Consider the following 22,744-nt stretch of genomic DNA (forward strand, 5'->3'; position numbering starts at 1 on the left):
TCCAGCAAATGGGTATGCGATAGTTTGTGCGTTGCGGTTGAGCGTCTCGAACTTTCGGTTCGTTTCGTCTTCACACACCGCAATCTGGTCTCGTTCGCCTTGGGGCTTGGAGCATTCAAATTGCTTGGGTGTTATATGGTCAAGCCTCACGGGCAATTAGTACAGGTTAGCTCAACGCCTCACAGCGCTTACACACCCTGCCTATCAACGTCGTAGTCTTCGACGGCCCTTCAGGGGACTCAAGGTCCCAGTGAGATCTCATCTTGAGGCAAGTTTCCCGCTTAGATGCTTTCAGCGGTTATCTTTTCCGAACATAGCTACCCGGCAATGCCACTGGCGTGACAACCGGAACACCAGAGGTTCGTCCACTCCGGTCCTCTCGTACTAGGAGCAGCCCCTCTCAAATCTCAAACGTCCACGGCAGATAGGGACCGAACTGTCTCACGACGTTCTAAACCCAGCTCGCGTACCACTTTAAATGGCGAACAGCCATACCCTTGGGACCGGCTTCAGCCCCAGGATGTGATGAGCCGACATCGAGGTGCCAAACACCGCCGTCGATATGAACTCTTGGGCGGTATCAGCCTGTTATCCCCGGAGTACCTTTTATCCGTTGAGCGATGGCCCTTCCATACAGAACCACCGGATCACTAAGACCTACTTTCGTACCTGCTCGACGTGTCTGTCTCGCAGTCAAGCGCGCTTTTGCCTTTATACTCTACGACCGATTTCCGACCGGTCTGAGCGCACCTTCGTACTCCTCCGTTACTCTTTAGGAGGAGACCGCCCCAGTCAAACTACCCACCATACACTGTCCTCGATCCGGATAACGGACCTGAGTTAGAACCTCAAAGTTGCCAGGGTGGTATTTCAAGGATGGCTCCACGCGAACTGGCGTCCACGCTTCAAAGCCTCCCACCTATCCTACACAAGCAAATTCAAAGTCCAGTGCAAAGCTATAGTAAAGGTTCACGGGGTCTTTCCGTCTAGCCGCGGATACACTGCATCTTCACAGCGATTTCAATTTCACTGAGTCTCGGGTGGAGACAGCGCCGCCATCGTTACGCCATTCGTGCAGGTCGGAACTTACCCGACAAGGAATTTCGCTACCTTAGGACCGTTATAGTTACGGCCGCCGTTTACCGGGGCTTCGATCAAGAGCTTCGCGTTAGCTAACCCCATCAATTAACCTTCCGGCACCGGGCAGGCGTCACACCCTATACGTCCACTTTCGTGTTTGCAGAGTGCTGTGTTTTTAATAAACAGTCGCAGCGGCCTGGTATCTTCGACCGGCGTGGGCTTACGCAGCAAGTGCTTCACCCTCACCGGCGCACCTTCTCCCGAAGTTACGGTGCCATTTTGCCTAGTTCCTTCACCCGAGTTCTCTCAAGCGCCTTGGTATTCTCTACCCAACCACCTGTGTCGGTTTGGGGTACGGTTCCTGGTTACCTGAAGCTTAGAAGCTTTTCTTGGAAGCATGGCATCAACCACTTCGTCACCCAAAGGGTAACTCGTCATCAGCTCTCGGCCTTAGAATCCCGGATTTACCTAAGATTCCAGCCTACCACCTTAAACTTGGACAACCAACGCCAAGCTGGCCTAGCCTTCTCCGTCCCTCCATCGCAATAACCAGAAGTACAGGAATATTAACCTGTTTTCCATCGACTACGCTTTTCAGCCTCGCCTTAGGGACCGACTAACCCTGCGTCGATTAACGTTGCGCAGGAAACCTTGGTCTTTCGGCGTGGGTGTTTTTCACACCCATTGTCGTTACTCATGTCAGCATTCGCACTTCTGATACCTCCAGCAAGCTTCTCAACTCACCTTCACAGGCTTACAGAACGCTCCTCTACCGCATCACTTGCGTGATACCCGTAGCTTCGGTGTATGGTTTGAGCCCCGTTACATCTTCCGCGCAGGCCGACTCGACTAGTGAGCTATTACGCTTTCTTTAAAGGGTGGCTGCTTCTAAGCCAACCTCCTAGCTGTCTAAGCCTTCCCACATCGTTTCCCACTTAACCATAACTTTGGGACCTTAGCTGACGGTCTGGGTTGTTTCCCTTTTCACGACGGACGTTAGCACCCGCCGTGTGTCTCCCATGCTCGGCACTTGTAGGTATTCGGAGTTTGCATCGGTTTGGTAAGTCGGGATGACCCCCTAGCCGAAACAGTGCTCTACCCCCTACAGTGATACATGAGGCGCTACCTAAATAGCTTTCGAGGAGAACCAGCTATCTCCGAGCTTGATTAGCCTTTCACTCCGATCCACAGGTCATCCGCTAACTTTTCAACGGTAGTCGGTTCGGTCCTCCAGTCAGTGTTACCTAACCTTCAACCTGCCCATGGATAGATCGCCCGGTTTCGGGTCTATTCCCAGCGACTAGACGCCCTATTAAGACTCGCTTTCGCTACGCCTCCCCTATTCGGTTAAGCTCGCCACTGAAAATAAGTCGCTGACCCATTATACAAAAGGTACGCAGTCACCCAACAAAGTGGGCTCCCACTGCTTGTACGCATACGGTTTCAGGATCTATTTCACTCCCCTCTCCGGGGTTCTTTTCGCCTTTCCCTCACGGTACTAGTTCACTATCGGTCAGTCAGTAGTATTTAGCCTTGGAGGATGGTCCCCCCATATTCAGACAAAGTTTCTCGTGCTCCGTCCTACTCGATTTCACTTCTAAGATCCTTTCGCGTACAGGGCTATCACCCACTATGGCCGCACTTTCCAGAGCGTTCCGCTAAAATCAAAGAAGCTTAAGGGCTAGTCCCCGTTCGCTCGCCACTACTAAGGGAATCTCGGTTGATTTCTTTTCCTCAGGGTACTTAGATGTTTCAGTTCCCCTGGTTCGCCTCTTGCACCTATGTATTCAGTACAAGATAACCATCTTATGATGGCTGGGTTCCCCCATTCAGACATCTCCGGATCACAGTCTGTTTGCCGACTCCCCGAAGCTTTTCGCAGGCTACCACGTCTTTCATCGCCTCTGACTGCCAAGGCATCCACCGTATGCGCTTCTTCACTTGACCATATAACCCCAAGCAATCTGGTTATACTGTGAAGACGACATTCGCCGAAAATTCGATCTTGCTCAAAGAGCAACTCACAAATTTTACCTTAGCCTGATCCGTTACCAGTGAAAGTAACGTTCAGTCTATCTTTCTATCACATACCCAAATTTTTAAAGAACGATCTAATCAAAAGACTAGAAATCAACATTCACCATCACCTTGATGGAATGCTCATTTCTAAGCTTTCAGAAGCAGTTTATGGTGGAGCCAAGCGGGATCGAACCGCTGACCTCCTGCGTGCAAGGCAGGCGCTCTCCCAGCTGAGCTATGGCCCCATAACAAAATTGGTGGGTCTGGGCAGATTCGAACTGCCGACCTCACCCTTATCAGGGGTGCGCTCTAACCAACTGAGCTACAGACCCAATTTCGAGCTTGTAACTGTTAGCTGTGAGCTATCAGCTTGGAGCTTAAAGCTGCTTCTATCGTCTTCTTCAATGAATCAAGCAATTCGTGTGGGAGCTCATGAAGCAGCTACGGTCGTCGATTAAGGAGGTGATCCAGCCGCAGGTTCCCCTACGGCTACCTTGTTACGACTTCACCCCAGTCATGAATCACACCGTGGTAACCGTCCCCCCGAAGGTTAGACTAGCTACTTCTGGTGCAACCCACTCCCATGGTGTGACGGGCGGTGTGTACAAGGCCCGGGAACGTATTCACCGCGACATTCTGATTCGCGATTACTAGCGATTCCGACTTCACGCAGTCGAGTTGCAGACTGCGATCCGGACTACGATCGGTTTTGTGGGATTAGCTCCACCTCGCGGCTTGGCAACCCTCTGTACCGACCATTGTAGCACGTGTGTAGCCCAGGCCGTAAGGGCCATGATGACTTGACGTCATCCCCACCTTCCTCCGGTTTGTCACCGGCAGTCTCCTTAGAGTGCCCACCATAACGTGCTGGTAACTAAGGACAAGGGTTGCGCTCGTTACGGGACTTAACCCAACATCTCACGACACGAGCTGACGACAGCCATGCAGCACCTGTCTCAATGCTCCCGAAGGCACCAATCCATCTCTGGAAAGTTCATTGGATGTCAAGGCCTGGTAAGGTTCTTCGCGTTGCTTCGAATTAAACCACATGCTCCACCGCTTGTGCGGGCCCCCGTCAATTCATTTGAGTTTTAACCTTGCGGCCGTACTCCCCAGGCGGTCAACTTAATGCGTTAGCTGCGCCACTAAGAGCTCAAGGCTCCCAACGGCTAGTTGACATCGTTTACGGCGTGGACTACCAGGGTATCTAATCCTGTTTGCTCCCCACGCTTTCGCACCTCAGTGTCAGTATCAGTCCAGGTGGTCGCCTTCGCCACTGGTGTTCCTTCCTATATCTACGCATTTCACCGCTACACAGGAAATTCCACCACCCTCTACCATACTCTAGCTCGACAGTTTTGAATGCAGTTCCCAGGTTGAGCCCGGGGATTTCACATCCAACTTAACGAACCACCTACGCGCGCTTTACGCCCAGTAATTCCGATTAACGCTTGCACCCTCTGTATTACCGCGGCTGCTGGCACAGAGTTAGCCGGTGCTTATTCTGTCGGTAACGTCAAAACACTAACGTATTAGGTTAATGCCCTTCCTCCCAACTTAAAGTGCTTTACAATCCGAAGACCTTCTTCACACACGCGGCATGGCTGGATCAGGCTTTCGCCCATTGTCCAATATTCCCCACTGCTGCCTCCCGTAGGAGTCTGGACCGTGTCTCAGTTCCAGTGTGACTGATCATCCTCTCAGACCAGTTACGGATCGTCGCCTTGGTGAGCCATTACCTCACCAACTAGCTAATCCGACCTAGGCTCATCTGATAGCGCAAGGCCCGAAGGTCCCCTGCTTTCTCCCGTAGGACGTATGCGGTATTAGCGTCCGTTTCCGAGCGTTATCCCCCACTACCAGGCAGATTCCTAGGCATTACTCACCCGTCCGCCGCTCTCAAGAGAAGCAAGCTTCTCTCTACCGCTCGACTTGCATGTGTTAGGCCTGCCGCCAGCGTTCAATCTGAGCCATGATCAAACTCTTCAGTTCAAACATCTTTGGATTTTGAGAAAACCCTAAACTTGGCTCAGCAATCGTTGGTTACATCTTTGATTTCTCGCGGAGTAACTTGTGATGCTGATAATCTGTTGACTAGCAGTCTGACTCCACAAGCACCCACACGAATTGCTTGATTCAGTTGTTAAAGAGCGGTTGGCTGAGTCTTTCGTCTCAACCGAGGCGCGCATTCTACAGCGCCCCGTGTATCTGTCAAGCGGTTATTTTCAGAAATTTTCAAAGTTTCGCTTCGGAAACCTCAACAACTTCAACCACTTGCGCTTCCGATCTCTCGTTAGCGGGAGGCGAATTCTACAGCGTTACTCGCTGCTGTCAACACCTCTTTTTCACCGCTTTCGACCGAGAAGATCGAACCGCCGATAGAGCCAAACAACACCGCTCTACCTGCTCCTTCTGGACTTCGATGAACTGAAGCCCTGCACCTTCGAAACCTACTTAACTCGTTGAATCTCAAGGAGTTTTCCGTTTCGACTGCGCCGGAAGTGGGGCGAATTATAGACTTCCAGAATCTGCCGTCAACCCTTAATTTGATTTTTCTATCTACGGCCCGACATGACACTTAAATATGCCCGGTATATAGACGGAATCGCTGCATATGCGCAATATACTGCTCAACGCAGCCCCCCGCCTTTATTCTGGACGACACTTCGTAATGACGCTCCCCCCACATCGCAACCTGGCCTCCACCCTCTACCCGGTTGCCTTGCTATTGATAGCCATGGCTTCCATTCAAGCAGGAGCCTCCCTCGCCAAAAGCATGTTCCCGGTAGTGGGTGCACAAGGCACTACGACGCTGCGACTCATTTTTGCCAGTCTCATCATGCTGTTAATGCTCCGCCCTTGGCGTGCCAAGCTCACCGGCCAATCCCTGCGCACGGTGATCGTTTACGGCATGGCACTGGGCGGTATGAACTTCCTCTTCTATATGTCGGTTCGCACCGTTCCACTGGGCATTGCCGTAGCGTTGGAATTTACCGGACCTCTGGCAGTCGCCATTTACGCCTCGCGCCGGGCGATCGACTTTCTCTGGATTGCCTTGGCCGTGGTTGGCCTGCTGCTGCTCATACCGACCGGCGCGACCAGTGCCGGTATCGATCTGGTTGGCGCCGGTTACGCGCTGGGCGCCGGTTTCTGCTGGGCGTTGTACATCCTGTTCGGTCAGAAAGCCGGAGCGGACAATGGCGTGCAGACTGCCGCACTGGGAGTCATGATCGCGGCCCTGTTTGTCGCGCCTATCGGCATTGTCCACGCCGGCACCGCGCTGCTCACACCAAACCTGATTCCAATCGCCATCGGCGTCGCCATCCTGTCAACAGCCCTGCCCTACACGCTGGAAATGATCGCCTTGACTCGAATGCCTGCCCGCACCTTCGGCACCTTGATGAGCGTCGAACCGGCAATCGCAGCCTTGTCGGGGCTCGTCTTTCTCCAGGAGTACCTGTCCCTGGCCCAGTGGATGGCCATTACCTGCATCATCCTCGCGTCGGTGGGCGCCACGCTGACCATGGCCAGCACCGCAAAGCCTGCTGTCGCGGTAGATTGAATCAGGATTTAACGAAGGCCTGGCATTTGCCGCGCATTTAGGCCATGTTTAGGCCAGTAACCTAATGCCAGACATGGATTTTTTCATACAGGACGTCATGAACGCTTCAAGCAAGAGCGAACACGATCGCACGCAGACATAAGATCCGCGGCGGTTATAAGGACGGGAATGAAACGAATTTTGATACTGATCGCCGTACTTGCAGTAGCGGGCTGTGCGGCAACATCGAAAACTGAAGTCAAACGCGGCAAAAAGGGTCTGCACATCAACTGCTCCGGCCTGTCCTCATCCTGGGACCAGTGCGCTGCCAGTGCCGCCAATGCATGTGCTCCCAAGGGTTACAAGGTCATTGCCAAGTCTGGTGACGCCGTTGAAGAACCCGGGGATTATCCCTTCGGGCTCAATCCCGCCGGCTATACCAGCCGCAGCATGATCGTCATCTGCAAATAGATCAGCTTAGCCGAGCCCCTGGTCGGCAATTCGACGACTGATTTCCTCATGGCTGGACTTGAGGACATCACGCTGGACCTGCGGCGTGACCAGCATCCGCGCGACAACCAACGCTCCCACGCATTGAGACAGAATGGCCCAGGCCAGGCTGTCGCTTCCCAGTATTCGTGCCCAGCTTTCGTGCAGACGACAGATCCACGCCTGCGCCGCTTCCCTCACCTGGACATCTGATCGTGCGATCTCAGCACCCAATACCGGTAACGCACACCCCGCCTCGGGCTGCTCGACATGGCTCATGCTCAAGTACTGCTTGAGACAGCGCTCCAGCTTCATCGAGTCCATGGCGCCATTGCCGCTCAAGCGATCCAGGCTTTGAGCCAACTCCCGCTCAACAATGGCTTTGAAAAGCTCATCCTTGGACGAGAAGTGGCTATAGAACGCACCGCCGCTCAACCCGATCGCTTTCATCAGGCCGTCGACACCGACCGTGGAGAAACCGGATTTCTTGGCGGACACGGCACTGCTGGCGAGCAGTTTCTCGCGGGTTTCCATTTTGTGATTGGCTGAATAACGCATGGTCCTGCCCCCCCTGATTGCTCACCTTGACGCTTGCCGGATCTTAGCATAACGTCCGTTTAGTTAACGATCGTTTACCCATGAGGTTAACCATGAATAACAAGAAGGTCGTACTGGTTGTTGGCGCCGGCGATGCCACCGGCGGAGCGATTGCCAAACGCTTTGCGCAGGAAGGTTTTGTAGCCTGTGTTACCCGCCGCAGCGCTGACAAGCTCCAGCCGCTTGTGGATGGAATCCGCGCCCAAGGCGGCGAAGCCCACGGGTTTGCCTGTGATGCACGCAAAGAGGACGATGTGATCGCACTCATCGATCAAATCGAGACCCAGATCGGCCCGATCGAAGCCTTTGTATTCAACATCGGCGCCAACGTTCCCTGCAGCATCCTCGAGGAAACCGCACGCAAGTATTTCAAGATTTGGGAAATGGCCTGTTTCTCAGGCTTTCTCAATGCACGGGAGGTGGCCAAGCGCATGGTCAAGCGTCAACGCGGAACCCTCCTGTTTACCGGGGCAACGGCGGGATTGCGCGGCGCTTCGGGGTTCGCTGCATTCGCAGGCGCCAAACATGGCATCCGCGCACTGGCACAAAGCATGGCCCGGGAGCTGGGGCCGTTGAACATTCATGTGGCCCATGTGGTGGTGGACGGCGCCATCGACACCGACTTCATCCGCGATCATTTCCCGGAAAAATATGCCACCAAGGATCAGGACGGCATCCTGAATCCTGAACACATCGCCGACAGCTACTGGTATCTGCACAGCCAACCCCGCGACGCCTGGACCTTCGAGCTGGACCTGCGCCCCTGGAACGAACGCTGGTAAGCCCTCCCCTCACAACAACAAGAGAGCAGATACCATGAGCAGATCAGTGGAGTTTTACTTCGATCTCGGCAGCCCGACCACATACCTGGCCTATACCCAGTTGCCGGCGCTGTGTGCGCAGACAAACAGCCAGTTGATCTATCGTCCGATGTTATTGGGCGGCGTCTTCAAGGCAACCGGCAACGCATCACCGGCGACAGTGCCCGCCAAGAACCCTTACCTGTTCAAGGATCTGAGTCGCTTCGCCAAGCGCTACGGCGTCGCCTTCCAGTTCAATCCATACTTCCCCGTCAACACACTGCTGCTGATGCGCGCGGTGACCGCCATGCAACTGCGCCATCCCGAAAGCTTCGAGGCCTTCGTCGATTGCCTGTTCCGCGCCTTTTGGGTGGAGGCCCGCAACCTCAATGACCCGGCGACTGTCGCAGCGGTCCTGAACGAAGGCGGTTTCGACGCCGACTATGTGCTGGCCCTGACGAACGACGAGCAGGTCAAGCAAGCACTCAAGAGCGCCACCGAAGACGCCATTGGACGAGGCGTGTTTGGCGCCCCGAGCATGTTTGTCGGCGACGAGCTGTTCTTCGGCCAGGATCGGCTGGACTTCGTCCGTGAAGCCCTCGCCTGATCCTTTACCTCAAATTGCCATCGTCCGGGTGTTGAGCCACTGCAGTGCGTCACCGTCCAGCAACGGGCTCAATCGACGCTGAACCTCGGCGTGGTAGGTGTTGAGCCAGTCTTTTTCGTCCTGGGTCAGCAGCGAAGGCTCCAGGCAACGGGTGTCGATCGGGCACAGGGTGAGGGTTTCGAACTCTAGGAACTCGCCGAACTCGCTGCTTCCGGCTTCGCGGTTCAACACCAGGTTCTCGATGCGCACACCCCAGCGGCCGGGACGATAAGTGCCCGGCTCGATCGAGGTGATCATGCCGGCCTGCATCGCCGTTTGCGGCGCGGCAGCGGCTTGATAGGCAATCACCTGCGGGCCTTCGTGGACATTGAGGAAATAGCCGACACCATGGCCGGTGCCGTGGCCGTAATCGACTTGCTCCGCCCAGATCGGTGCACGGGCGATGGCATCCAGCAAGGGTGAAAGAATGCCCCGCGGAAACTTGGCCCGGGACAGGGCAATCACCCCCTTGAGCACACGGGTGCAGTCATGTTTCTGTTCGGCGGTGGGTGTTCCGACCGGCACCATGCGGGTGATGTCAGTGGTGCCCCCCAGGTATTGGCCCCCGGAATCGATCAGCAACAGGCCATCACCTTCGATGACGGCATGGGCCTCCTGCGTGGCGTGGTAATGGGGCATCGCGCCGTTGGCGTTAAAGGCGGCGATGGTATTGAAGCTCAGGGAGACAAAATCCGGCCGACGTGTGCGGGCGGCAGTCAGGTGCTCGTCGATGGTCAACTCGGTGATGCGCTCGCGCCCCCAGGCCCCTTCCAGCCAGGCGAAGAATTCACAGAGCGCCGCACCGTCCTGCTCCATGGCCCGACGGATGTGCTCGGCGTCGGCCAGGCTTTTACGGGACTTGGCCAGCGTCGTTGGATTGAGACCTTCGATCAGCTTCACGCCACTGCCCAGGTTATCCAGCAAGCCGACCGTCACCCGTGCCGGGTCGACCTGCAGATTCGCGCCGTCCGGCACTTCGCGCAGCGCGGCGGCGACTTCGCTGTAATCGCGCAGGGTCACGCCGTCCTGCTCCAGAACGGCACGCAGCGGCGCGTCAACCTTGTCCAGGGCCACGAACAGCGTTGCTTGCTGCTGGTTGATCAAGGCAAAGGAAACGAACACGGGGTTGAACGACACATCTGCTCCGCGCAGATTGAACAACCAGGCGATGTCATCCAGCGTGGCGATGAAATGCCAGTCGGCGCCACGCTCCTGGAGGGATTCGCGCAACTTGGCGAGTTTTTCGACCCGGCTGACGGTCGCCTGGGGCGGCAAATGGGCGTAGACCGGTTGATCCGGCAGACCTGGGCGATCGGTCCAGACGTCCTTGAGCAGGTCGATGTCGGTGCGCAACCGTGCGCCGCGTTCGGCGAGCTTGCCGCCCAGGGTGCGGGCCGATGCCACGGCCATGACCGCACCGTCGACCGCAACCACCCCACCTTCAGGCGTTTGTTCGGCCAGCCAGTCCAGGGGGCCGGGCTGGCCTGGAATCAGCTTGACCAGCTCGATACCACTGCCCTCCAGCTCCTTGGTGGCCTGCTCCCAATAACGGCTGTCGGCCCAGACGCCGGCGAAACTGCCGGTCACGATCAAGGTGCCCACCGAACCATGGAACCCCGACAACCATTGCCGCCCCTGCCAATAACCCGGCAAGTATTCAGACAGGTGCGGGTCGGCCGATGGCACCAGCAGCGCGTGGATGCCCTCTCGGCTCATCAGTTGGCGGATTCGGGCCAGGCGCTGGGGAACCAGTCCATGGGGCAAAGGCTCGGTGCTCATTGTTTCTCCTGTTCGTTGATATTGTTGTTCAATGCCGTATCCGGCTTATGGGGTCGTGGCCCAGAACGCCGGCGCAGTCGCACATGCCACCTTGATCAGCCGCACTGCCTCGTCGATATCCTGCTCGGTGGTAAAGCGCCCCAGGCTCAAGCGAATGGTCCGCCCGGCCGCACGGGCATCGTGCCCCAGGGCCAGCAGCACGTGGGACGGGGTGTTGTGGGCCGAATTGCAGGCCGAGGTCGCGGAAAATGCAATCGATGCGCCCAATGTCGCCGGGTTGAACTCACCTTCGTTAAAGGTCAGGCTCAGCGTGTGGGGAATCCGACGGCTCCCACTGCCGTTTATACGCACACCAGGCAAAGCCAACAGTGGCTCGAGCAAACGATTGCGCAACCGGGCGATTTTAGCGAGTTCTTCGTCGAATGCCGCGCCTGCCAATTCGAATGCGGCGCCCATGGCCGCAATCTGGTGGGTCGCCAGGGTTCCGGAGCGCAAACCGCCCTCATGTCCACCGCCATGAATCTGCGCCGATAGCCGTGGCCGGGCACGGTCGCCGACGTAGAGCGCACCGATGCCCTTGGGACCGTAGATTTTATGCGCGGAAAAAGACATCAGGTCCACCGGCCAGCGAGCCAGGTCGATCTGCACCTTGCCGGCGCCCTGGGCCGCGTCCACATGGAACAACGCACCATGCTCGCGAACGATCTCGCCAATGGCGATGACGTCGTTGACGGTGCCCAGCTCGTTGTTCACCAGCATCAGCGAGACCAGGAAGGTGTCTTCGCGCAACGCTTCGCGAACCGCTTGCGGGCTGATCAGGCCCTCGGCGTCCGGCGCCAGCCAGGTAACCGCGACGCCACTTTCCTCGAGCTGGCGCGCTGTATCGAGAATCGCCTTGTGCTCGATCAGGCTGGTGATGACATGGCCGGCGGAACCACTGCGTGCCTGGGCCACACCCTTGAGGGCCAGGTTGTTGGATTCGGTGGCGCCGGAAGTCCAGACGATCTGTTCGGGCTGGGCCCCCACCAATTGCGCCACTTGCTGGCGGGCACGCTCCACCGAGCGCCGGGCCTCCTGGCCGAAGGCATGGGAACTGGACGCCGGGTTGCCGAAGTTGCCGTCAAAACCCAGACATTCGACCATGACCCGGATGACGCGCTCATCCACCGGCGTGGTGGCGGCGTAATCGAAATACAAAGGACGTTTATTCATAGGAAACTCGCAGAGCCTGCTCCGGGATCAGGCGCCCTCGTTGGGTTCGAGACTAGCAATACCTGATCGAAAACCTTAAAGAAGTCGGACTTCGTTTAAAAGTGCGTAGGAACGCTCCTGAACAGCGAGCTTAGCAGGCATCGCCTCGAAGCTCAGCCCTCAACTCATGCTTTCGAGCAACAAGGGATACATCGAAGCAACCAACAACAGCGCCATGCCCCAGTTGAACACGCGCAGCCAGCGACGATCACGCAACAGGTTGCGCAACAGGCTGCCGCACACCACCCACAGGCTCACGCTTGGCAGGTTGATCAAGGCAAACACCGCCGCAATCACCAGCACATTGAAAAAATAACCCTGGAGTGGCGTGTAGGTACTGATGGCGCCGATTGCCATGATCCAGGCCTTGGGATTGACCCATTGGAACGCCGCTGCGCCCCAATAGCTGATCGGTGTACTGTTCCCCGGCTGGCTTTCCGAAACCGGGCCGGAGTGGGCTATTTTCCACGCCAGGTACAACAGGTACGCCGCGCCGATGTAGCGCAGCGCGGTATAGAGCAGTGGATACGTCTGGAATACCGCGCCCAGGCCAAGGCCCACCGCCAGCACCAGGGAAAAGAAGCCGCAGGTAATACCCAGCATGTGCGGAATGGTGCGGTTGAAACCGAAATTGACACCCGAGGCCAACAACATGGTGTTGTTAGGGCCTGGCGTGATCGAGGTCACCAGGGCAAACAGGGCGAAGCCCAGCAGCAGGTCAAGCGAAAGGGTCATGTCAGGGCAGTCCATCAGGGGCGGTCAGTCAAGTCATGACCCTACCCCACCTCCTGGCGCAAACCCACGGACAGTGGGCAAAACTTTGAGCGGTACAGTCTCTCAGCTAGACCGGCCAGGCTGTTGCACGACCTGCTCGGCACTCATCTGGCCCTGATCGTCGAACCCCACGTTTTTCTGCGACGAGCCAAGCAGTTCGGCTTTTTTCGCGTGGTATTCCTCGAACGAAAGGCCACGGCGATTCAAGGCTTCAAGGGCCAGCTCGCGGGCCTCATCGGCGGTGTAGGGGCGCAGCTCCGGGGATGAGCTGGCGCAGCCGCCCAGGAGGGTAGCGGTCAAAAGCAGCAAAACGGCAAAGGTACGGTTCATGGCGGGTGTCCGGTGTTCTGGAGTTGGGCGATGAACAAAGGCTACCCGCCGACCCTACGCGGCAGAAATCAACCCTCTCGATAGTGGGTATTGCCTGCCTGGATCAGCCGTTGCGCTTAATCGACCAATTGGCAATGCAGCGCGTTGTCCAGGCTGCGCTCGATGTTGCGCAACACCTGGAACGAGGCGAATGTCACGGCTTTGGCGCGGTGAGCCTGGATCAGCCGCCAGAAACCCTGCTCGCCATTTTCGACACTTCGAAGTGCCGCCTCGCCTGCCTCGCGGGTCTGCCACTGCAAATAGTTGAGCACGCGGCGACCATCGTCGCTGGCCTGGATACTGGCACTCAGGAACCCCTGGTGGTCCCGGGCCAGGCGCTCGGTCTGTTCCGACAAGGCGGTTACCAGCGCTTGCTGCCATTGAGGCTCGATGTCGAACTCCATCAGTTGGGTGAAACTGCGATTGTTCCTGGGCGATTGCATGAAAGGTCCCCTATGCAGGTCAGGCGAATCTTGCGATCCGAAGGCGTGCAGGGTAAAACCTCTAGTTAACTTGAGGTCAAGCGGTGAATTGAAACGATGGCGCAGATCGATATCCACAAGGCACTCACCGTCGGCCAAGTAGCCGCCCGCAGCGGTGTAACGGTCACCGCCCTGCACTTCTACGAATCCAAAGGGCTGATCAAAAGCACGCGCAACCCGGGTAACCAACGTCGTTACCCTCGGGCGGTATTGCGTCGCGTGGCACTGATCAAGGTCGCCCAGCGCTTGGGCATTCCGTTGGCGGAAATCGGCGAGGCACTGAACAACCTGCCAGACAACTGCGCCCCGACGGCCGCCGACTGGCAGACCTTGTCGGCGCAGTGGAGCCGGGACCTGGACCAACGTATCAACCAACTGGTGGCGCTTCGTGATCGACTCAACGGCTGCATCGGCTGCGGATGCCTGTCGATGGAAGCTTGTCCGCTGCGCAATCAGGGCGACGTCCTGGGCCAACGCGGGCCGGGAGCGCATCTGCTGGAATCGCCTTGAAGCGTTCGTCGGCCCCCGCGCCCAGCCAGGGTCGCTGGCCTATAGTGGAGGGGCGCAAATCGACGAAGACTCTCTTCGCCTCCCAATAACAAAAGGAGAAACGTCATGGGCGTCAATGCCATTCCCGAAGGTTTCCATAACATCACGCCCTACCTGGGCATTCAAAAAGCTGCCGAAGCCATCGACTTCTACAAAAAAGCCTTCAATGCCACCGAGGTCATGCGCCTGGCCATGCCCGACGGGGGCATCGGCCATGCCGAGCTGCGGATCAACGGTTATCCGATCATGCTCGGCACGCCTTGCGATCAAGGCCCCTTGAGTAATCCGGACCAATCGCCATCGGTCGGCCTGCATTTATATGTCGAGGACGTGGACAGCGCATTTGCCCAGGCCATTGCCGCCGGCGGCACGGTGATTTCCGAGGTCAAGGACCAGTTCTACGGAGATCGCAGTGGCACCCTGAAGGATCCCTATGGGCATCTGTGGTTCCTCGCGACACACAAGGAAGATCTGAGCCAGGACCAGATCGAGCAACGGGCCAGGGAGATGTTTCAACAGCAAGGCTGACTTGCCCCCGCGCTCACCGGGTCGCGTCCTGTAGGAGCTGTCGAGTGCAACGAGACTGCGATCTTTCCCCTGACACTTGAGTCCCAAGGGGAAAGATCAAAAGATCGTCCGAACGCAGCCCGAGCCTTCGGCAGCTCCTACCACGCGAAACATTTTCTTTCATGTTCCCTTTCGGGATTTTGGTCGCTCGTTCGTCTTAATTAGATGCAGCAGGCCGCGTCGGCAAAAGCCACGGTCTGCTTTTTTGGGTTCACGGTATTGCGAAGCCCGCAATACAGAACCTTTCATCGAATCAAGACGTTCAATCATGTCGAAGAAATCCCGCTCCAAACTCTGGTTCCTGGTCCATAGCTGGCTGGCATTGCCCATCTGGTTCTTCGTGCTCATCGTCTGCGTCACCGGCACCCTGGCGGTGGTCAGCCAAGAGATCGTCTGGCTGGCCAACCCCGACATGCGGGCCAGCAAACCCTCGGACGAGGCCACGCTGCTCAGCTATGACCAGGTGATCGCCGCGATCAAGCAGGCCCAGCCGCAAACCCAGGTGCAAAGCATCATCCGTCCGGACGAGTCGCACTTTGCGTTGGAAGTCGGCGTGACCTACCCCGACGGACGCCCCGACACGGTCTACGTCAACCCTTACAGCGGCGTTATCCAGGGCTCGGCGCCGACATTCAACTTCCAGGCTTTCACCCGCGCCCTGCATGGCTGGTGGCTGGTGCCGTTCACCAACGGCTACAGTTGGGGCTGGTACCTGGTGTCGTTCCTGGGCCTGCCCTTGCTCGCGTCCCTGGTGACCGGGCTGGTGGTCTACAAGCGCTTCTGGAAAGGCTTCTTCCGTCCGACCCTGCGGATTCGCCATGGCGCACGGATTTTCTGGGGGGATTTCCATCGGCTCAGCGGTATCTGGTCGATCTGGTTCATCGCGGTCATCTCTGTCACGGGCACCTGGTTCCTGATCCAGGCCTTGCTGGGCGACAACCAGATCTCCATTTCCAGCGAACCGGTCATCCCGGTGGTGGCCCGTGAAAACGTGCCGTTGTCCGTCGACGGCCAGGCGCCACCGCAGGTGAACCTGGACCGGGCCATCGAAATCGCCCAGCAACGCATTCCGGGACTGGAAGCGAGTTTCATCAGCATGCCCGGCAATGCCTACAGCCATCTGGAAATCGGTGGCCGCGGCTGGTATCCGCTGATGTTCCAGACCGCCACCATCAACCCCTACAACGGCGATGTGGCCGCCTCCCGGTTGCTGTCGGACCGCACGACCCTGGAGTTCGTCACCGAATCCATGCGGCCCTTGCACACCGGGGACTTCGGCGGCCTCTGGATCAAGCTCATCTGGTTTTTCTTCGGTCTGATCCTGAGCATGATGGTCCTCAGCGGGCTGCTGATCTGGACCAAGCGCACGGCCCTGGCCACCGCCAATGCCTTCAAGCGTAGCCAGAAACCCACCCGTGGCGCCCGAATCGCGCAGGCACTGCAGCCGTCCGTCCAGCATGAATCGTCGGAGGGCAGCCTGTGACCCCGTCCAATACCGCTTCATCACCGTCACGCCTGAGCCTGTTCTGGCATAAATGGCGTTTCCATCTCAACGTTTTGCTGCTGCTGATCCCCTTGGGGTTCATGCCCAAATACCTCTCAGAAGCAGCCCTGTTCCGCGGTGATGCCGGGCTTGGCGAGCGGGAAGTCGGCGAAGTCCAGGTCGGTCCCTGGAGCCTGCGCCTGGCGGAATTTCGCAACGAAGCCCCCCGCGTCCAAGGGCCTGCCGGGCCGATGAAGCACTTCAACGCCGCCCTGTGCCAAAGCTGTATCGGCCAGGTCAAGGCCACCTACCTGCGCATCGGCAAGCCCCGTAGCCTTCGCGCCGCCGGGGTGATTTTCTTCGGATCGCCCTATCGCATGGGCGCCTTGTTGCCGGTCCCGCCAAAGACTCAGCCCGATGCCGAACTGTGGATAACCCTCGAAGGTTGGGACGGTTCGATGCATCAGGCCTCCATTCCCCTGAGCCAGGCCTCCCCGGCCACCGTCACCTGGCTGAAGAACCAAGGAGCCAAACCATGACCCTCCGCGCTTTATCCAAGGGCCTGGCGCTGCTGCTCTGCGCAGGCGCCAGTACCAGCGTCCTGGCCCATAACCCGATGTGCGAGTGCAAGGCCATCGACGCCGAACAGATCCAATGCACTGGCGGCTTTTCCGACGGCAGCGGTGCCCCCGGAGTGACCCTGGACGTGATCGGCTATGACGAAACCATCCTCGTCCCGGGCAAGCTCGGTGCCGACTCGAAGCTGACCTTCAAGAAACCGAACGCTGAATTCTACGTGCTCTTCGACGCCGGCCCCGGCCACGTGGTGGAAATCGACCAAGCCGACATCGAGGCCCCATGAGCAACGCCACGACTCAAGTCATCCGCCCCGCCGGCGCGGGCCATGAAACCCTGTACGTGTTGCTGTTGTGCCTGGTCATCGTACTGGTGGCCGGGTCCGTGGTGGCCTGGCATGGCAAGGCCGAGGACACGCCTCACCTGGCCTCGAACCAGCTCGACGCCCGCCGCGACCTCAGCGCCGCCGAGCAAGGCATCTATGCCGACCTGCGGGTGACCCTGGATGAAATCCGCTTGCTGCGCGAAGACCAACAAACCCTGCCCGCCCCGCAAACCTTGGCCGAAGAAGGCTTCGCGCCGTTCGCCCAGGACGCCAGTTCCATCAGCCGGGGCGGCCATGCCTGGCAACAACTGCGAGACCAGGCCTACTTCGGCGCCAGTGCCAATTCGTCGGTGGCCGGTTCGTTTCTGATGCGCATCGGCGAAGCGTCCGACGCCGCCCCGGACATCTGGCTCCACCGTGGCACTGGCCTGGCGACGCCCGCCGCGCTGGACGATGCGGCGTTGTCCGCCGCTGGCTGGCAACAGATCGTCGCGCAATTCGATGCCGGCGTAACCCGCCAGCACCGGCACTGACCCCACGCCCTCATTCGAGAGAAGACCGTTTGCCCATGCCTATTGCATCCCAACGCCGACCCTTGCTGCGCTTGCTGTTGATCGGCCTGCTGGCCTGCCTGTTCACCTCGCCGGTGAGCGCCGAAACCGCCAAGCGCCTGCGCATTGGCATCACCTTGCACCCGTATTACAGCTACGTGGCCAACATCGTCGGCGACAAGGCCGAGGTCGTACCGCTGATCCCGGCCGGTTTCAACCCCCACGCCTATGAACCACGGGCCGAAGACATCAAGCGCATCAGCGGCCTCGACGTGATCGTGCTCAACGGCGTGGGCCATGACGACTTCGCCGACCGCATGATCGCCGCCAGCGAAACCCCGAACGTGAAGGTGATCGAGGCCAACGAAAACGTGCCCCTGCTGGCCGCCACCGGCACCGCCGCCCGAGGCGCGGGCAAGGTCGTGAACCCGCACACGTTCTTGTCCATCAGCGCCTCCATCGCCCAGGTCAATAACATCGCCCGGGAATTGGGCAAGCTCGACCCGGACAACGCCAAGGCCTACACCCAGAACGCCCGCGCCTATGGCAAGCGCCTGCGGCAGATGCGCGCCGCCGCCCTGGCGAAGCTGACCCAGGCCCCCAATGCCGAACTGCGAGTCGCCACGGTGCACGCCGCTTACGACTATCTGTTGCGCGAATTCGGCCTGGAAGTGACCGCCGTGGTCGAGCCGGCCCATGGCATCGAACCGAGCCCCAGCCAATTGAAGAAAACCATCGACCAACTGCGGGAGCTGGACGTGAAGGTGATCTTCTCGGAGATGGATTTCCCTTCCACCTACGTCGACACCATCCAGCGTGAATCGGGCGTGAAGCTGTACCCGCTCTCGCACATCTCCTACGGCGACTACAGCGCCGAGAAGTACGAAAAGGAAATGGCCGGCAACCTCGACACCGTGGTCCGGGCGATCCAGGAGTCCGGCGCATGACCGTCCAGGAACCCCTCACCCTGCAACGCGTCGGGCCCTTGATCGAGTTCGCCGAGGTCAGCCTGAACCTGGGCCGCACCACCATTCTCGACAGCGTGGCCTTTCAGGTGGAGCCCGGCAGCATCCATGCCCTGGTCGGCCCCAATGGCGGCGGCAAGAGTTCGCTGATCAAGACCTTACTGGGGCAGATGCCGCATCAGGGACGCTTGAGCCTGCAATGGCCGGGCGAACCCGGGGTGATCGGCTACGTACCCCAGGCGCTGGAATTCGACCGAGGCCTGCCCATGACCGTGGACGATTTCATGGCGGCGATGTGTCAGCGGCGGCCGGCGTTTCTCGGCTTGAGCAAGCATTACACCAGCGCCATCGGCCAGGCCCTGGAGCGGGTCGGCATGCAGGACAAGCGCAAGCGGCGCATGGGCGCGCTGTCCGGCGGCGAGCGCCAGCGGGTGTTGCTGGCCCAGGGGTTGATTCCCTCGCCGCAATTGCTGGTGCTGGATGAACCGATGTCGGCCCTGGACGAGGCCGGTATCCAGGTGTTCGAACGATTGCTGCAGGACTGGCGCCAGGCTGGGATCACCGTGCTGTGGATCGAACATGACCTGGAAGCCGTCGGGCGCCTGGCCGACCGTGTCACCGGCCTGAATCGTCGCGTGCTGTTCGACGGCCCGCCACGCCAGACCTTGACCCCGGAACGGCTGCTGACGCTGTTTTCCACCCATCCACGCACGAACGGGAGCGCGGCCTGATGAGTTATGAAGCCTTTCGTTTGATGGTCCAGGGCTGGGCCTCGGCCGGTTACCTGCCTGAGGCGCTGGCCTATGGGTTCGTGGTCAATGCGTTGCTGGCCGGGCTGTTGATCGGCCCGGTGCTGGGCGGCCTCGGCACGCTGGTGGTGGTCAAGCGCTTCGCGTTTTTCTCCGAGGCGGTGGGCCATGCGGCGCTCACCGGCGTGGCCATCGGCATCCTGCTCGGCGAACCCTACACCGGGCCTTACGGCAGCCTGTTCGGCTACTGCCTGTTGTTCGGCATCCTGCTCAATTACCTGCGCAACCGCACCGGCCTGGCGCCCGATACGCTGATCGGCGTCTTCCTGTCGGTGTCCCTGGCCCTGGGCGCCAGCCTGCTGTTGATCCTGGCGGGCAAGATCAATGTGCACATCCTGGAAAACGTACTGTTCGGCTCGGTGCTGACGGTCAATGGCAATGACCTGCTGGTGCTGGCGGTGGTCGGCTCGCTGGTGATGGCCCTGGCCTTGCCGCTGTACAACCGCATCATGCTCGCCAGCTTCAACCCGCAACTGGCGGCGGTGCGTGGGGTGGCGGTCAAGACCCTGGACTACCTGTTCGTGGTCCTGGTGACGCTGATCACCGTAGCGGCGGTGAAAGTCATCGGTGCCATTCTAGTGGGCGCGTTGCTGGTGATTCCCGCCGCGGCGGCGCGCTTGCTCAGTCAATCATTGAAAGGCTTTTTCTGGTGTTCAGTGCTAATCGCCACCGTCAGCACTTTGTGCGGGATTCTCGCACCGATTGTGTTCGACCTGCCGATCCCGTCCGGCGCCGCGATCATCCTGGTGGCCGGCATCGCCTTCGCCCTGAGCGCCATCGCCCGCGGTGTCGTCCCCAGCCTCAAAGGGAATCTTGGATAAATGGTTTTCTCATTGCGACAACTGACCCTGGCCGTCGCGTTGTGCGGCGTGGCCGTCACCTCGTCATTCGCCGACGAAAAGGTTCGTCTGCTGGCATCGCTGCCAGTCACCTATGGATTGGGCGAAGCGCTGCTCAAGGGCACCGAGGTCAGCCTGGAGCGGGCCGCGCCCGCCAATCTGCCCGGCACCCGCCAGAGTGCCTACTTCAGCGGTCGTGGCGCGTCGGCCTTGAGCAAACTGGCCAGCGCCGCCGACGGAGTGATCGGCCTGCGCTCGCTATGGCCGGACGATCCGCTGTACCCCATGGCCCGACGCAGCAATATCCGCATCGTCGAAGTCGATGCCGCGCGCCCGGTGGACGGCGCCCTGCCCGGCATCGCCCTCCAACCGGGCGGCACCGACGGCCTTGCGAGCCAGCCCTGGATGGCCAGCCATAACCTGGGACGCATGGCCGACGTGATCGCCGCCGACCTGGTGCGCCTGGCCCCGGCGGACAAACCGAAAATCGACGCCAACCTGGCGGCGCTCAAGCAGCGCCTGCTCAAACTCAGCGCCGACAGCGAAAAACGCCTCGCCAGCGCCGCGAACCTGAGCGTGGTCAGCCTGAGCGAGCATTTCGGCTACCTGATCAGCGGGCTCAACCTGGACGCCATCAGCACCGATACCCGGCCCGATGCCGAATGGACCGCCGAAACCCTCAAGCAATTGAGTGCGACGTTGAAGGACAATGACGTGGCGCTGGTGCTCCATCACCGTCAGCCCTCGGATGCGCTGAAGGCAGCCATTGCCGACGGCGGCAGCCAGTTGCTGGTGCTCAGCATCGATGCCGACGACCCAGTGGCGGAGCTGGAGAGTAATGCAGGGCTAGTGGTCGCGGCGCTGACGAAGAAGGGCTGATTGCAGAAACGCAATCCCTGTGTGGGAGCGGGCTTGCTCGCGAAGACGGTGTGTCAGTCGCCATAAAAGTTGACTGTATGATCGCATTCGCGAGCAAGCCCGCTCCCACAGGTTTCACTTGAGGCTGGCTGTCAGCCCAAAACATCCCCCGGCACCCGCACGACCCCTTCCATCAACACCCGCGCGCTGCGGCTCATGATGGCTTTTTTAACGGTCCATTCGCCGTTGACCACGCTGGCCTCGGCGCCGACGCGCAAGGTGCCGGAGGGGTGACCGAAGCGCACGGCGTCGCGTTCGACACCGCCGGCGGCCAGGTTCACCAGGGTGCCGGAAATCGCCGCAGCCGTGCCGATGGCAACCGCCGCCGTGCCCATCATGGCATGGTGCAGTTTGCCCATGGACAGCGCCCGCACCAGCAGGTCGACATCCCCGGCCGCCACGGCTTTTCCACTCGATGAAATGTAGTCGGCCGGCGGTGCGACAAACGCCACTTTCGGTGTGTGCTGGCGCTGAGCGGCTTCGTCCAGGTGCTTGATCAAGCCCATGCGCAAGGCACCGTGGGCGCGAATGGTTTCGAACATGGCCAGGGCCTTGGGATCGCTGTTGATCGCCCCCTGCAATTCAGTGCCGCTATAGCCGACATCGCGGGCATTGATGAAAATCGTCGGGATCCCCGCGTTGATCAGCGTCGCCTTGAAGGTGCCAACACCGGGCACTTCCAAGTCGTCCACCAGGTTGCCGGTGGGAAACATCGAGCCACCACCGCCCTCCTCCTCGGCCGCTGGGTCCATGAATTCCAATTGCACTTCGGCCGCTGGAAAGGTCACGCCGTCGAGTTCGAAGTCCCCGGTTTCCTGCACCACGCCCTCGGTGATTGGCACATGGGCGAAGATGGTCTTGCCGATGTTGGCCTGCCAGATCCGTACTACGGCCACGCCGTTTTGCGGAATACGGTCAGGCGCCACCAAACCACTGCTGATGGCAAACGACCCCACCGCCGCCGACAGGTTGCCGCAGTTGCCGCTCCAGTCCACGAACGGCTTATCGATGGACACCTGGCCGAACAGGTAATCGACATCGTGGTCGGCCCGGGTGCTCCTGGACAGGATCACGGTCTTGCTGGTGCTGGACGTTGCGCCGCCCATGCCATCGATCTGCTTCTCGTACGGGTCGGGACTGCCGATCACCCGCAGCAGCAGGGCATCCCGGACCGGGCCAGGAACGCGAGCCGCTTCGGGCAGGTCTTGCAAGCTGAAGAACACGCCTTTGCTGGTGCCGCCACGCATGTAGGTCGCGGGGATCTTGATTTGAGGCGAGTGAGCCATGTGCTCTAACTCCTGAAAAAAGGGTGGCCGGAGAACGGGCCACCCAAGC

General features: G+C 59.3%; 21 protein-coding genes, 2 tRNA genes and 2 rRNA genes. 14 read left to right on the forward strand and 11 right to left on the reverse strand.

Annotated elements, in window-relative coordinates:
• Nucleotides 1–135: 135 nt before the first annotated feature.
• The 4 genes from AB7M32_RS23795 to AB7M32_RS23810 all read right to left on the reverse strand — a co-directional run bounded on the left by AB7M32_RS23795 (nucleotide 136) and on the right by AB7M32_RS23810 (nucleotide 5,091).
• Nucleotides 136–3,027, reverse strand: a 23S ribosomal RNA gene (locus tag AB7M32_RS23795).
• Nucleotides 3,028–3,268: 241 nt separating this feature from the next.
• A tRNA-Ala gene (locus tag AB7M32_RS23800) sits at nucleotides 3,269–3,344 on the reverse strand.
• Between the two features lie 10 nt (nucleotides 3,345–3,354).
• Nucleotides 3,355–3,431: transfer RNA gene (locus AB7M32_RS23805), tRNA-Ile, on the reverse strand.
• A 123-nt stretch (nucleotides 3,432–3,554) separates the two neighbouring features.
• Nucleotides 3,555–5,091: ribosomal RNA gene (locus AB7M32_RS23810) — 16S ribosomal RNA — on the reverse strand.
• Together the 16S and 23S rRNA genes with 2 tRNA genes alongside form the textbook arrangement of a ribosomal RNA operon.
• Before the next feature lie 679 nt (nucleotides 5,092–5,770).
• On the opposite strand from AB7M32_RS23810, the gene rhtA reads away from it, so the two are divergent.
• Nucleotides 5,771–6,661, forward strand: coding sequence for a threonine/homoserine exporter RhtA (rhtA, locus tag AB7M32_RS23815; protein ID WP_454252192.1), 891 nt, complete (start codon nucleotides 5,771–5,773; stop codon nucleotides 6,659–6,661).
• A 168-nt stretch (nucleotides 6,662–6,829) separates the two neighbouring features.
• On the forward strand, nucleotides 6,830–7,111 hold the full coding sequence (locus tag AB7M32_RS23820; RefSeq protein WP_072406133.1) for a hypothetical protein: 282 nt from the start codon (nucleotides 6,830–6,832) through the stop codon (nucleotides 7,109–7,111).
• A 6-nt stretch (nucleotides 7,112–7,117) separates the two neighbouring features.
• Here AB7M32_RS23820 and AB7M32_RS23825 read toward each other — a convergent pair whose 3' ends face one another.
• Complete coding sequence (locus tag AB7M32_RS23825) at nucleotides 7,118–7,687, reverse strand: TetR/AcrR family transcriptional regulator (protein WP_454251573.1); 570 nt, start codon at nucleotides 7,685–7,687, stop codon at nucleotides 7,118–7,120.
• 92 nt (nucleotides 7,688–7,779) lie between these two features.
• Between AB7M32_RS23825 and AB7M32_RS23830 the strand changes: the two genes are divergently transcribed.
• Both AB7M32_RS23830 and AB7M32_RS23835 read left to right on the forward strand, forming a co-directional pair.
• Nucleotides 7,780–8,508 carry an SDR family oxidoreductase gene (locus AB7M32_RS23830; RefSeq protein WP_454251574.1) on the forward strand — a complete coding sequence of 243 codons (729 nt, stop codon included), beginning with the start codon at nucleotides 7,780–7,782 and terminating at the stop codon, nucleotides 8,506–8,508.
• Nucleotides 8,509–8,542: 34 nt separating this feature from the next.
• The gene (locus AB7M32_RS23835; protein ID WP_454251575.1) at nucleotides 8,543–9,133 is read left to right on the forward strand and encodes a DsbA family protein; all 591 of its coding nucleotides are present in this window, start codon (nucleotides 8,543–8,545) and stop codon (nucleotides 9,131–9,133) included.
• Nucleotides 9,134–9,142: 9 nt separating this feature from the next.
• Here the strand turns inward: AB7M32_RS23835 and AB7M32_RS23840 are convergent, their stop codons facing one another.
• From AB7M32_RS23840 to AB7M32_RS23860, 5 genes are all read right to left on the reverse strand, one after another.
• Nucleotides 9,143–10,951 carry an aminopeptidase P family protein gene (locus AB7M32_RS23840; protein WP_454251576.1) on the reverse strand — a complete coding sequence of 603 codons (1,809 nt, stop codon included), beginning with the start codon at nucleotides 10,949–10,951 and terminating at the stop codon, nucleotides 9,143–9,145.
• A gap of 45 nt (nucleotides 10,952–10,996) precedes the next feature.
• Nucleotides 10,997–12,163 carry a cysteine desulfurase family protein gene (locus tag AB7M32_RS23845; RefSeq protein ID WP_454251577.1) on the reverse strand — a complete coding sequence of 389 codons (1,167 nt, stop codon included), beginning with the start codon at nucleotides 12,161–12,163 and terminating at the stop codon, nucleotides 10,997–10,999.
• Between the two features lie 159 nt (nucleotides 12,164–12,322).
• The gene (locus tag AB7M32_RS23850) at nucleotides 12,323–12,937 is read right to left on the reverse strand and encodes a LysE family translocator (RefSeq protein WP_454251578.1); all 615 of its coding nucleotides are present in this window, start codon (nucleotides 12,935–12,937) and stop codon (nucleotides 12,323–12,325) included.
• A gap of 102 nt (nucleotides 12,938–13,039) precedes the next feature.
• Nucleotides 13,040–13,306 (reverse strand): hypothetical protein, encoded by a 267-nt coding sequence (locus tag AB7M32_RS23855; RefSeq protein ID WP_454251579.1) that lies wholly within the window; start codon nucleotides 13,304–13,306, stop codon nucleotides 13,040–13,042.
• A 116-nt stretch (nucleotides 13,307–13,422) separates the two neighbouring features.
• Complete coding sequence (locus tag AB7M32_RS23860; RefSeq protein ID WP_072406151.1) at nucleotides 13,423–13,788, reverse strand: antibiotic biosynthesis monooxygenase; 366 nt, start codon at nucleotides 13,786–13,788, stop codon at nucleotides 13,423–13,425.
• A gap of 96 nt (nucleotides 13,789–13,884) precedes the next feature.
• On the opposite strand from AB7M32_RS23860, the gene soxR reads away from it, so the two are divergent.
• The 10 genes from soxR to AB7M32_RS23910 all read left to right on the forward strand — a co-directional run bounded on the left by soxR (nucleotide 13,885) and on the right by AB7M32_RS23910 (nucleotide 21,370).
• Complete coding sequence (gene soxR, locus AB7M32_RS23865; RefSeq protein ID WP_454251580.1) at nucleotides 13,885–14,337, forward strand: redox-sensitive transcriptional activator SoxR; 453 nt, start codon at nucleotides 13,885–13,887, stop codon at nucleotides 14,335–14,337.
• Nucleotides 14,338–14,442: 105 nt separating this feature from the next.
• Complete coding sequence (locus AB7M32_RS23870) at nucleotides 14,443–14,904, forward strand: VOC family protein (protein ID WP_072406155.1); 462 nt, start codon at nucleotides 14,443–14,445, stop codon at nucleotides 14,902–14,904.
• Nucleotides 14,905–15,211: 307 nt separating this feature from the next.
• Complete coding sequence (locus AB7M32_RS23875; RefSeq protein WP_072406157.1) at nucleotides 15,212–16,426, forward strand: PepSY-associated TM helix domain-containing protein; 1,215 nt, start codon at nucleotides 15,212–15,214, stop codon at nucleotides 16,424–16,426.
• Nucleotides 16,423–16,965, forward strand: a complete 543-nt coding sequence (locus AB7M32_RS23880; RefSeq protein WP_454251581.1) for a thiamine pyrophosphate-binding protein — start codon at nucleotides 16,423–16,425, stop codon at nucleotides 16,963–16,965. The genes AB7M32_RS23875 and AB7M32_RS23880 overlap by 4 nt, the downstream gene beginning before the upstream one ends.
• On the forward strand, nucleotides 16,962–17,288 hold the full coding sequence (locus AB7M32_RS23885) for a hypothetical protein (RefSeq protein ID WP_186709646.1): 327 nt from the start codon (nucleotides 16,962–16,964) through the stop codon (nucleotides 17,286–17,288). The genes AB7M32_RS23880 and AB7M32_RS23885 overlap by 4 nt, the downstream gene beginning before the upstream one ends.
• Nucleotides 17,285–17,860 carry a DUF6162 family protein gene (locus AB7M32_RS23890; RefSeq protein WP_454251582.1) on the forward strand — a complete coding sequence of 192 codons (576 nt, stop codon included), beginning with the start codon at nucleotides 17,285–17,287 and terminating at the stop codon, nucleotides 17,858–17,860. Before AB7M32_RS23885 ends, AB7M32_RS23890 begins: the two co-directional genes overlap by 4 nt.
• A gap of 35 nt (nucleotides 17,861–17,895) precedes the next feature.
• Nucleotides 17,896–18,825 (forward strand): metal ABC transporter solute-binding protein, Zn/Mn family, encoded by a 930-nt coding sequence (locus AB7M32_RS23895; protein WP_060741357.1) that lies wholly within the window; start codon nucleotides 17,896–17,898, stop codon nucleotides 18,823–18,825.
• The gene (locus tag AB7M32_RS23900) at nucleotides 18,822–19,574 is read left to right on the forward strand and encodes a metal ABC transporter ATP-binding protein (RefSeq protein WP_454251583.1); all 753 of its coding nucleotides are present in this window, start codon (nucleotides 18,822–18,824) and stop codon (nucleotides 19,572–19,574) included. The genes AB7M32_RS23895 and AB7M32_RS23900 overlap by 4 nt, the downstream gene beginning before the upstream one ends.
• Nucleotides 19,574–20,473, forward strand: a complete 900-nt coding sequence (locus AB7M32_RS23905) for a metal ABC transporter permease (RefSeq protein WP_014339414.1) — start codon at nucleotides 19,574–19,576, stop codon at nucleotides 20,471–20,473. The genes AB7M32_RS23900 and AB7M32_RS23905 overlap by 1 nt, the downstream gene beginning before the upstream one ends.
• On the forward strand, nucleotides 20,474–21,370 hold the full coding sequence (locus tag AB7M32_RS23910) for a metal ABC transporter solute-binding protein, Zn/Mn family (RefSeq protein WP_454251584.1): 897 nt from the start codon (nucleotides 20,474–20,476) through the stop codon (nucleotides 21,368–21,370).
• Between the two features lie 131 nt (nucleotides 21,371–21,501).
• Here the strand turns inward: AB7M32_RS23910 and prpF are convergent, their stop codons facing one another.
• Entirely contained in the window at nucleotides 21,502–22,695 is a 1,194-nt protein-coding gene (gene prpF, locus AB7M32_RS23915) for a 2-methylaconitate cis-trans isomerase PrpF (protein WP_454251585.1), read from the reverse strand.
• Nucleotides 22,696–22,744 lie beyond the last annotated feature (49 nt).

The organism is Pseudomonas sp. R151218B TE3479 (assembly GCF_053629195.1).

Excerpts from the sequence above, each read along its gene's own strand:
- AB7M32_RS23890 (WP_454251582.1), top strand. The coding sequence starts at position 17,285 with ATGAGCAACGCCACGACTCAAGTCATCCGCCCCGCCGGCGCGGGCCAT.
- AB7M32_RS23830 (WP_454251574.1), top strand. The coding sequence starts at position 7,780 with ATGAATAACAAGAAGGTCGTACTGGTTGTTGGCGCCGGCGATGCCACC.
- AB7M32_RS23840 (WP_454251576.1), bottom strand. The coding sequence starts at position 10,951 with ATGAGCACCGAGCCTTTGCCCCATGGACTGGTTCCCCAGCGCCTGGCC.
- soxR (WP_454251580.1), top strand. The coding sequence starts at position 13,885 with ATGGCGCAGATCGATATCCACAAGGCACTCACCGTCGGCCAAGTAGCC.
- AB7M32_RS23885 (WP_186709646.1), top strand. The coding sequence starts at position 16,962 with ATGACCCTCCGCGCTTTATCCAAGGGCCTGGCGCTGCTGCTCTGCGCA.
- AB7M32_RS23895 (WP_060741357.1), top strand. The coding sequence starts at position 17,896 with ATGCCTATTGCATCCCAACGCCGACCCTTGCTGCGCTTGCTGTTGATC.
- AB7M32_RS23875 (WP_072406157.1), top strand. The coding sequence starts at position 15,212 with ATGTCGAAGAAATCCCGCTCCAAACTCTGGTTCCTGGTCCATAGCTGG.
- rhtA (WP_454252192.1), top strand. The coding sequence starts at position 5,771 with ATGACGCTCCCCCCACATCGCAACCTGGCCTCCACCCTCTACCCGGTT.
- AB7M32_RS23850 (WP_454251578.1), bottom strand. The coding sequence starts at position 12,937 with ATGACCCTTTCGCTTGACCTGCTGCTGGGCTTCGCCCTGTTTGCCCTG.
- AB7M32_RS23905 (WP_014339414.1), top strand. The coding sequence starts at position 19,574 with ATGAGTTATGAAGCCTTTCGTTTGATGGTCCAGGGCTGGGCCTCGGCC.
- AB7M32_RS23870 (WP_072406155.1), top strand. The coding sequence starts at position 14,443 with ATGGGCGTCAATGCCATTCCCGAAGGTTTCCATAACATCACGCCCTAC.
- AB7M32_RS23845 (WP_454251577.1), bottom strand. The coding sequence starts at position 12,163 with ATGAATAAACGTCCTTTGTATTTCGATTACGCCGCCACCACGCCGGTG.
- prpF (WP_454251585.1), bottom strand. The coding sequence starts at position 22,695 with ATGGCTCACTCGCCTCAAATCAAGATCCCCGCGACCTACATGCGTGGC.
- AB7M32_RS23825 (WP_454251573.1), bottom strand. The coding sequence starts at position 7,687 with ATGCGTTATTCAGCCAATCACAAAATGGAAACCCGCGAGAAACTGCTC.
- AB7M32_RS23855 (WP_454251579.1), bottom strand. The coding sequence starts at position 13,306 with ATGAACCGTACCTTTGCCGTTTTGCTGCTTTTGACCGCTACCCTCCTG.
- AB7M32_RS23835 (WP_454251575.1), top strand. The coding sequence starts at position 8,543 with ATGAGCAGATCAGTGGAGTTTTACTTCGATCTCGGCAGCCCGACCACA.
- AB7M32_RS23860 (WP_072406151.1), bottom strand. The coding sequence starts at position 13,788 with ATGCAATCGCCCAGGAACAATCGCAGTTTCACCCAACTGATGGAGTTC.
- AB7M32_RS23820 (WP_072406133.1), top strand. The coding sequence starts at position 6,830 with ATGAAACGAATTTTGATACTGATCGCCGTACTTGCAGTAGCGGGCTGT.
- AB7M32_RS23900 (WP_454251583.1), top strand. The coding sequence starts at position 18,822 with ATGACCGTCCAGGAACCCCTCACCCTGCAACGCGTCGGGCCCTTGATC.
- AB7M32_RS23910 (WP_454251584.1), top strand. The coding sequence starts at position 20,474 with ATGGTTTTCTCATTGCGACAACTGACCCTGGCCGTCGCGTTGTGCGGC.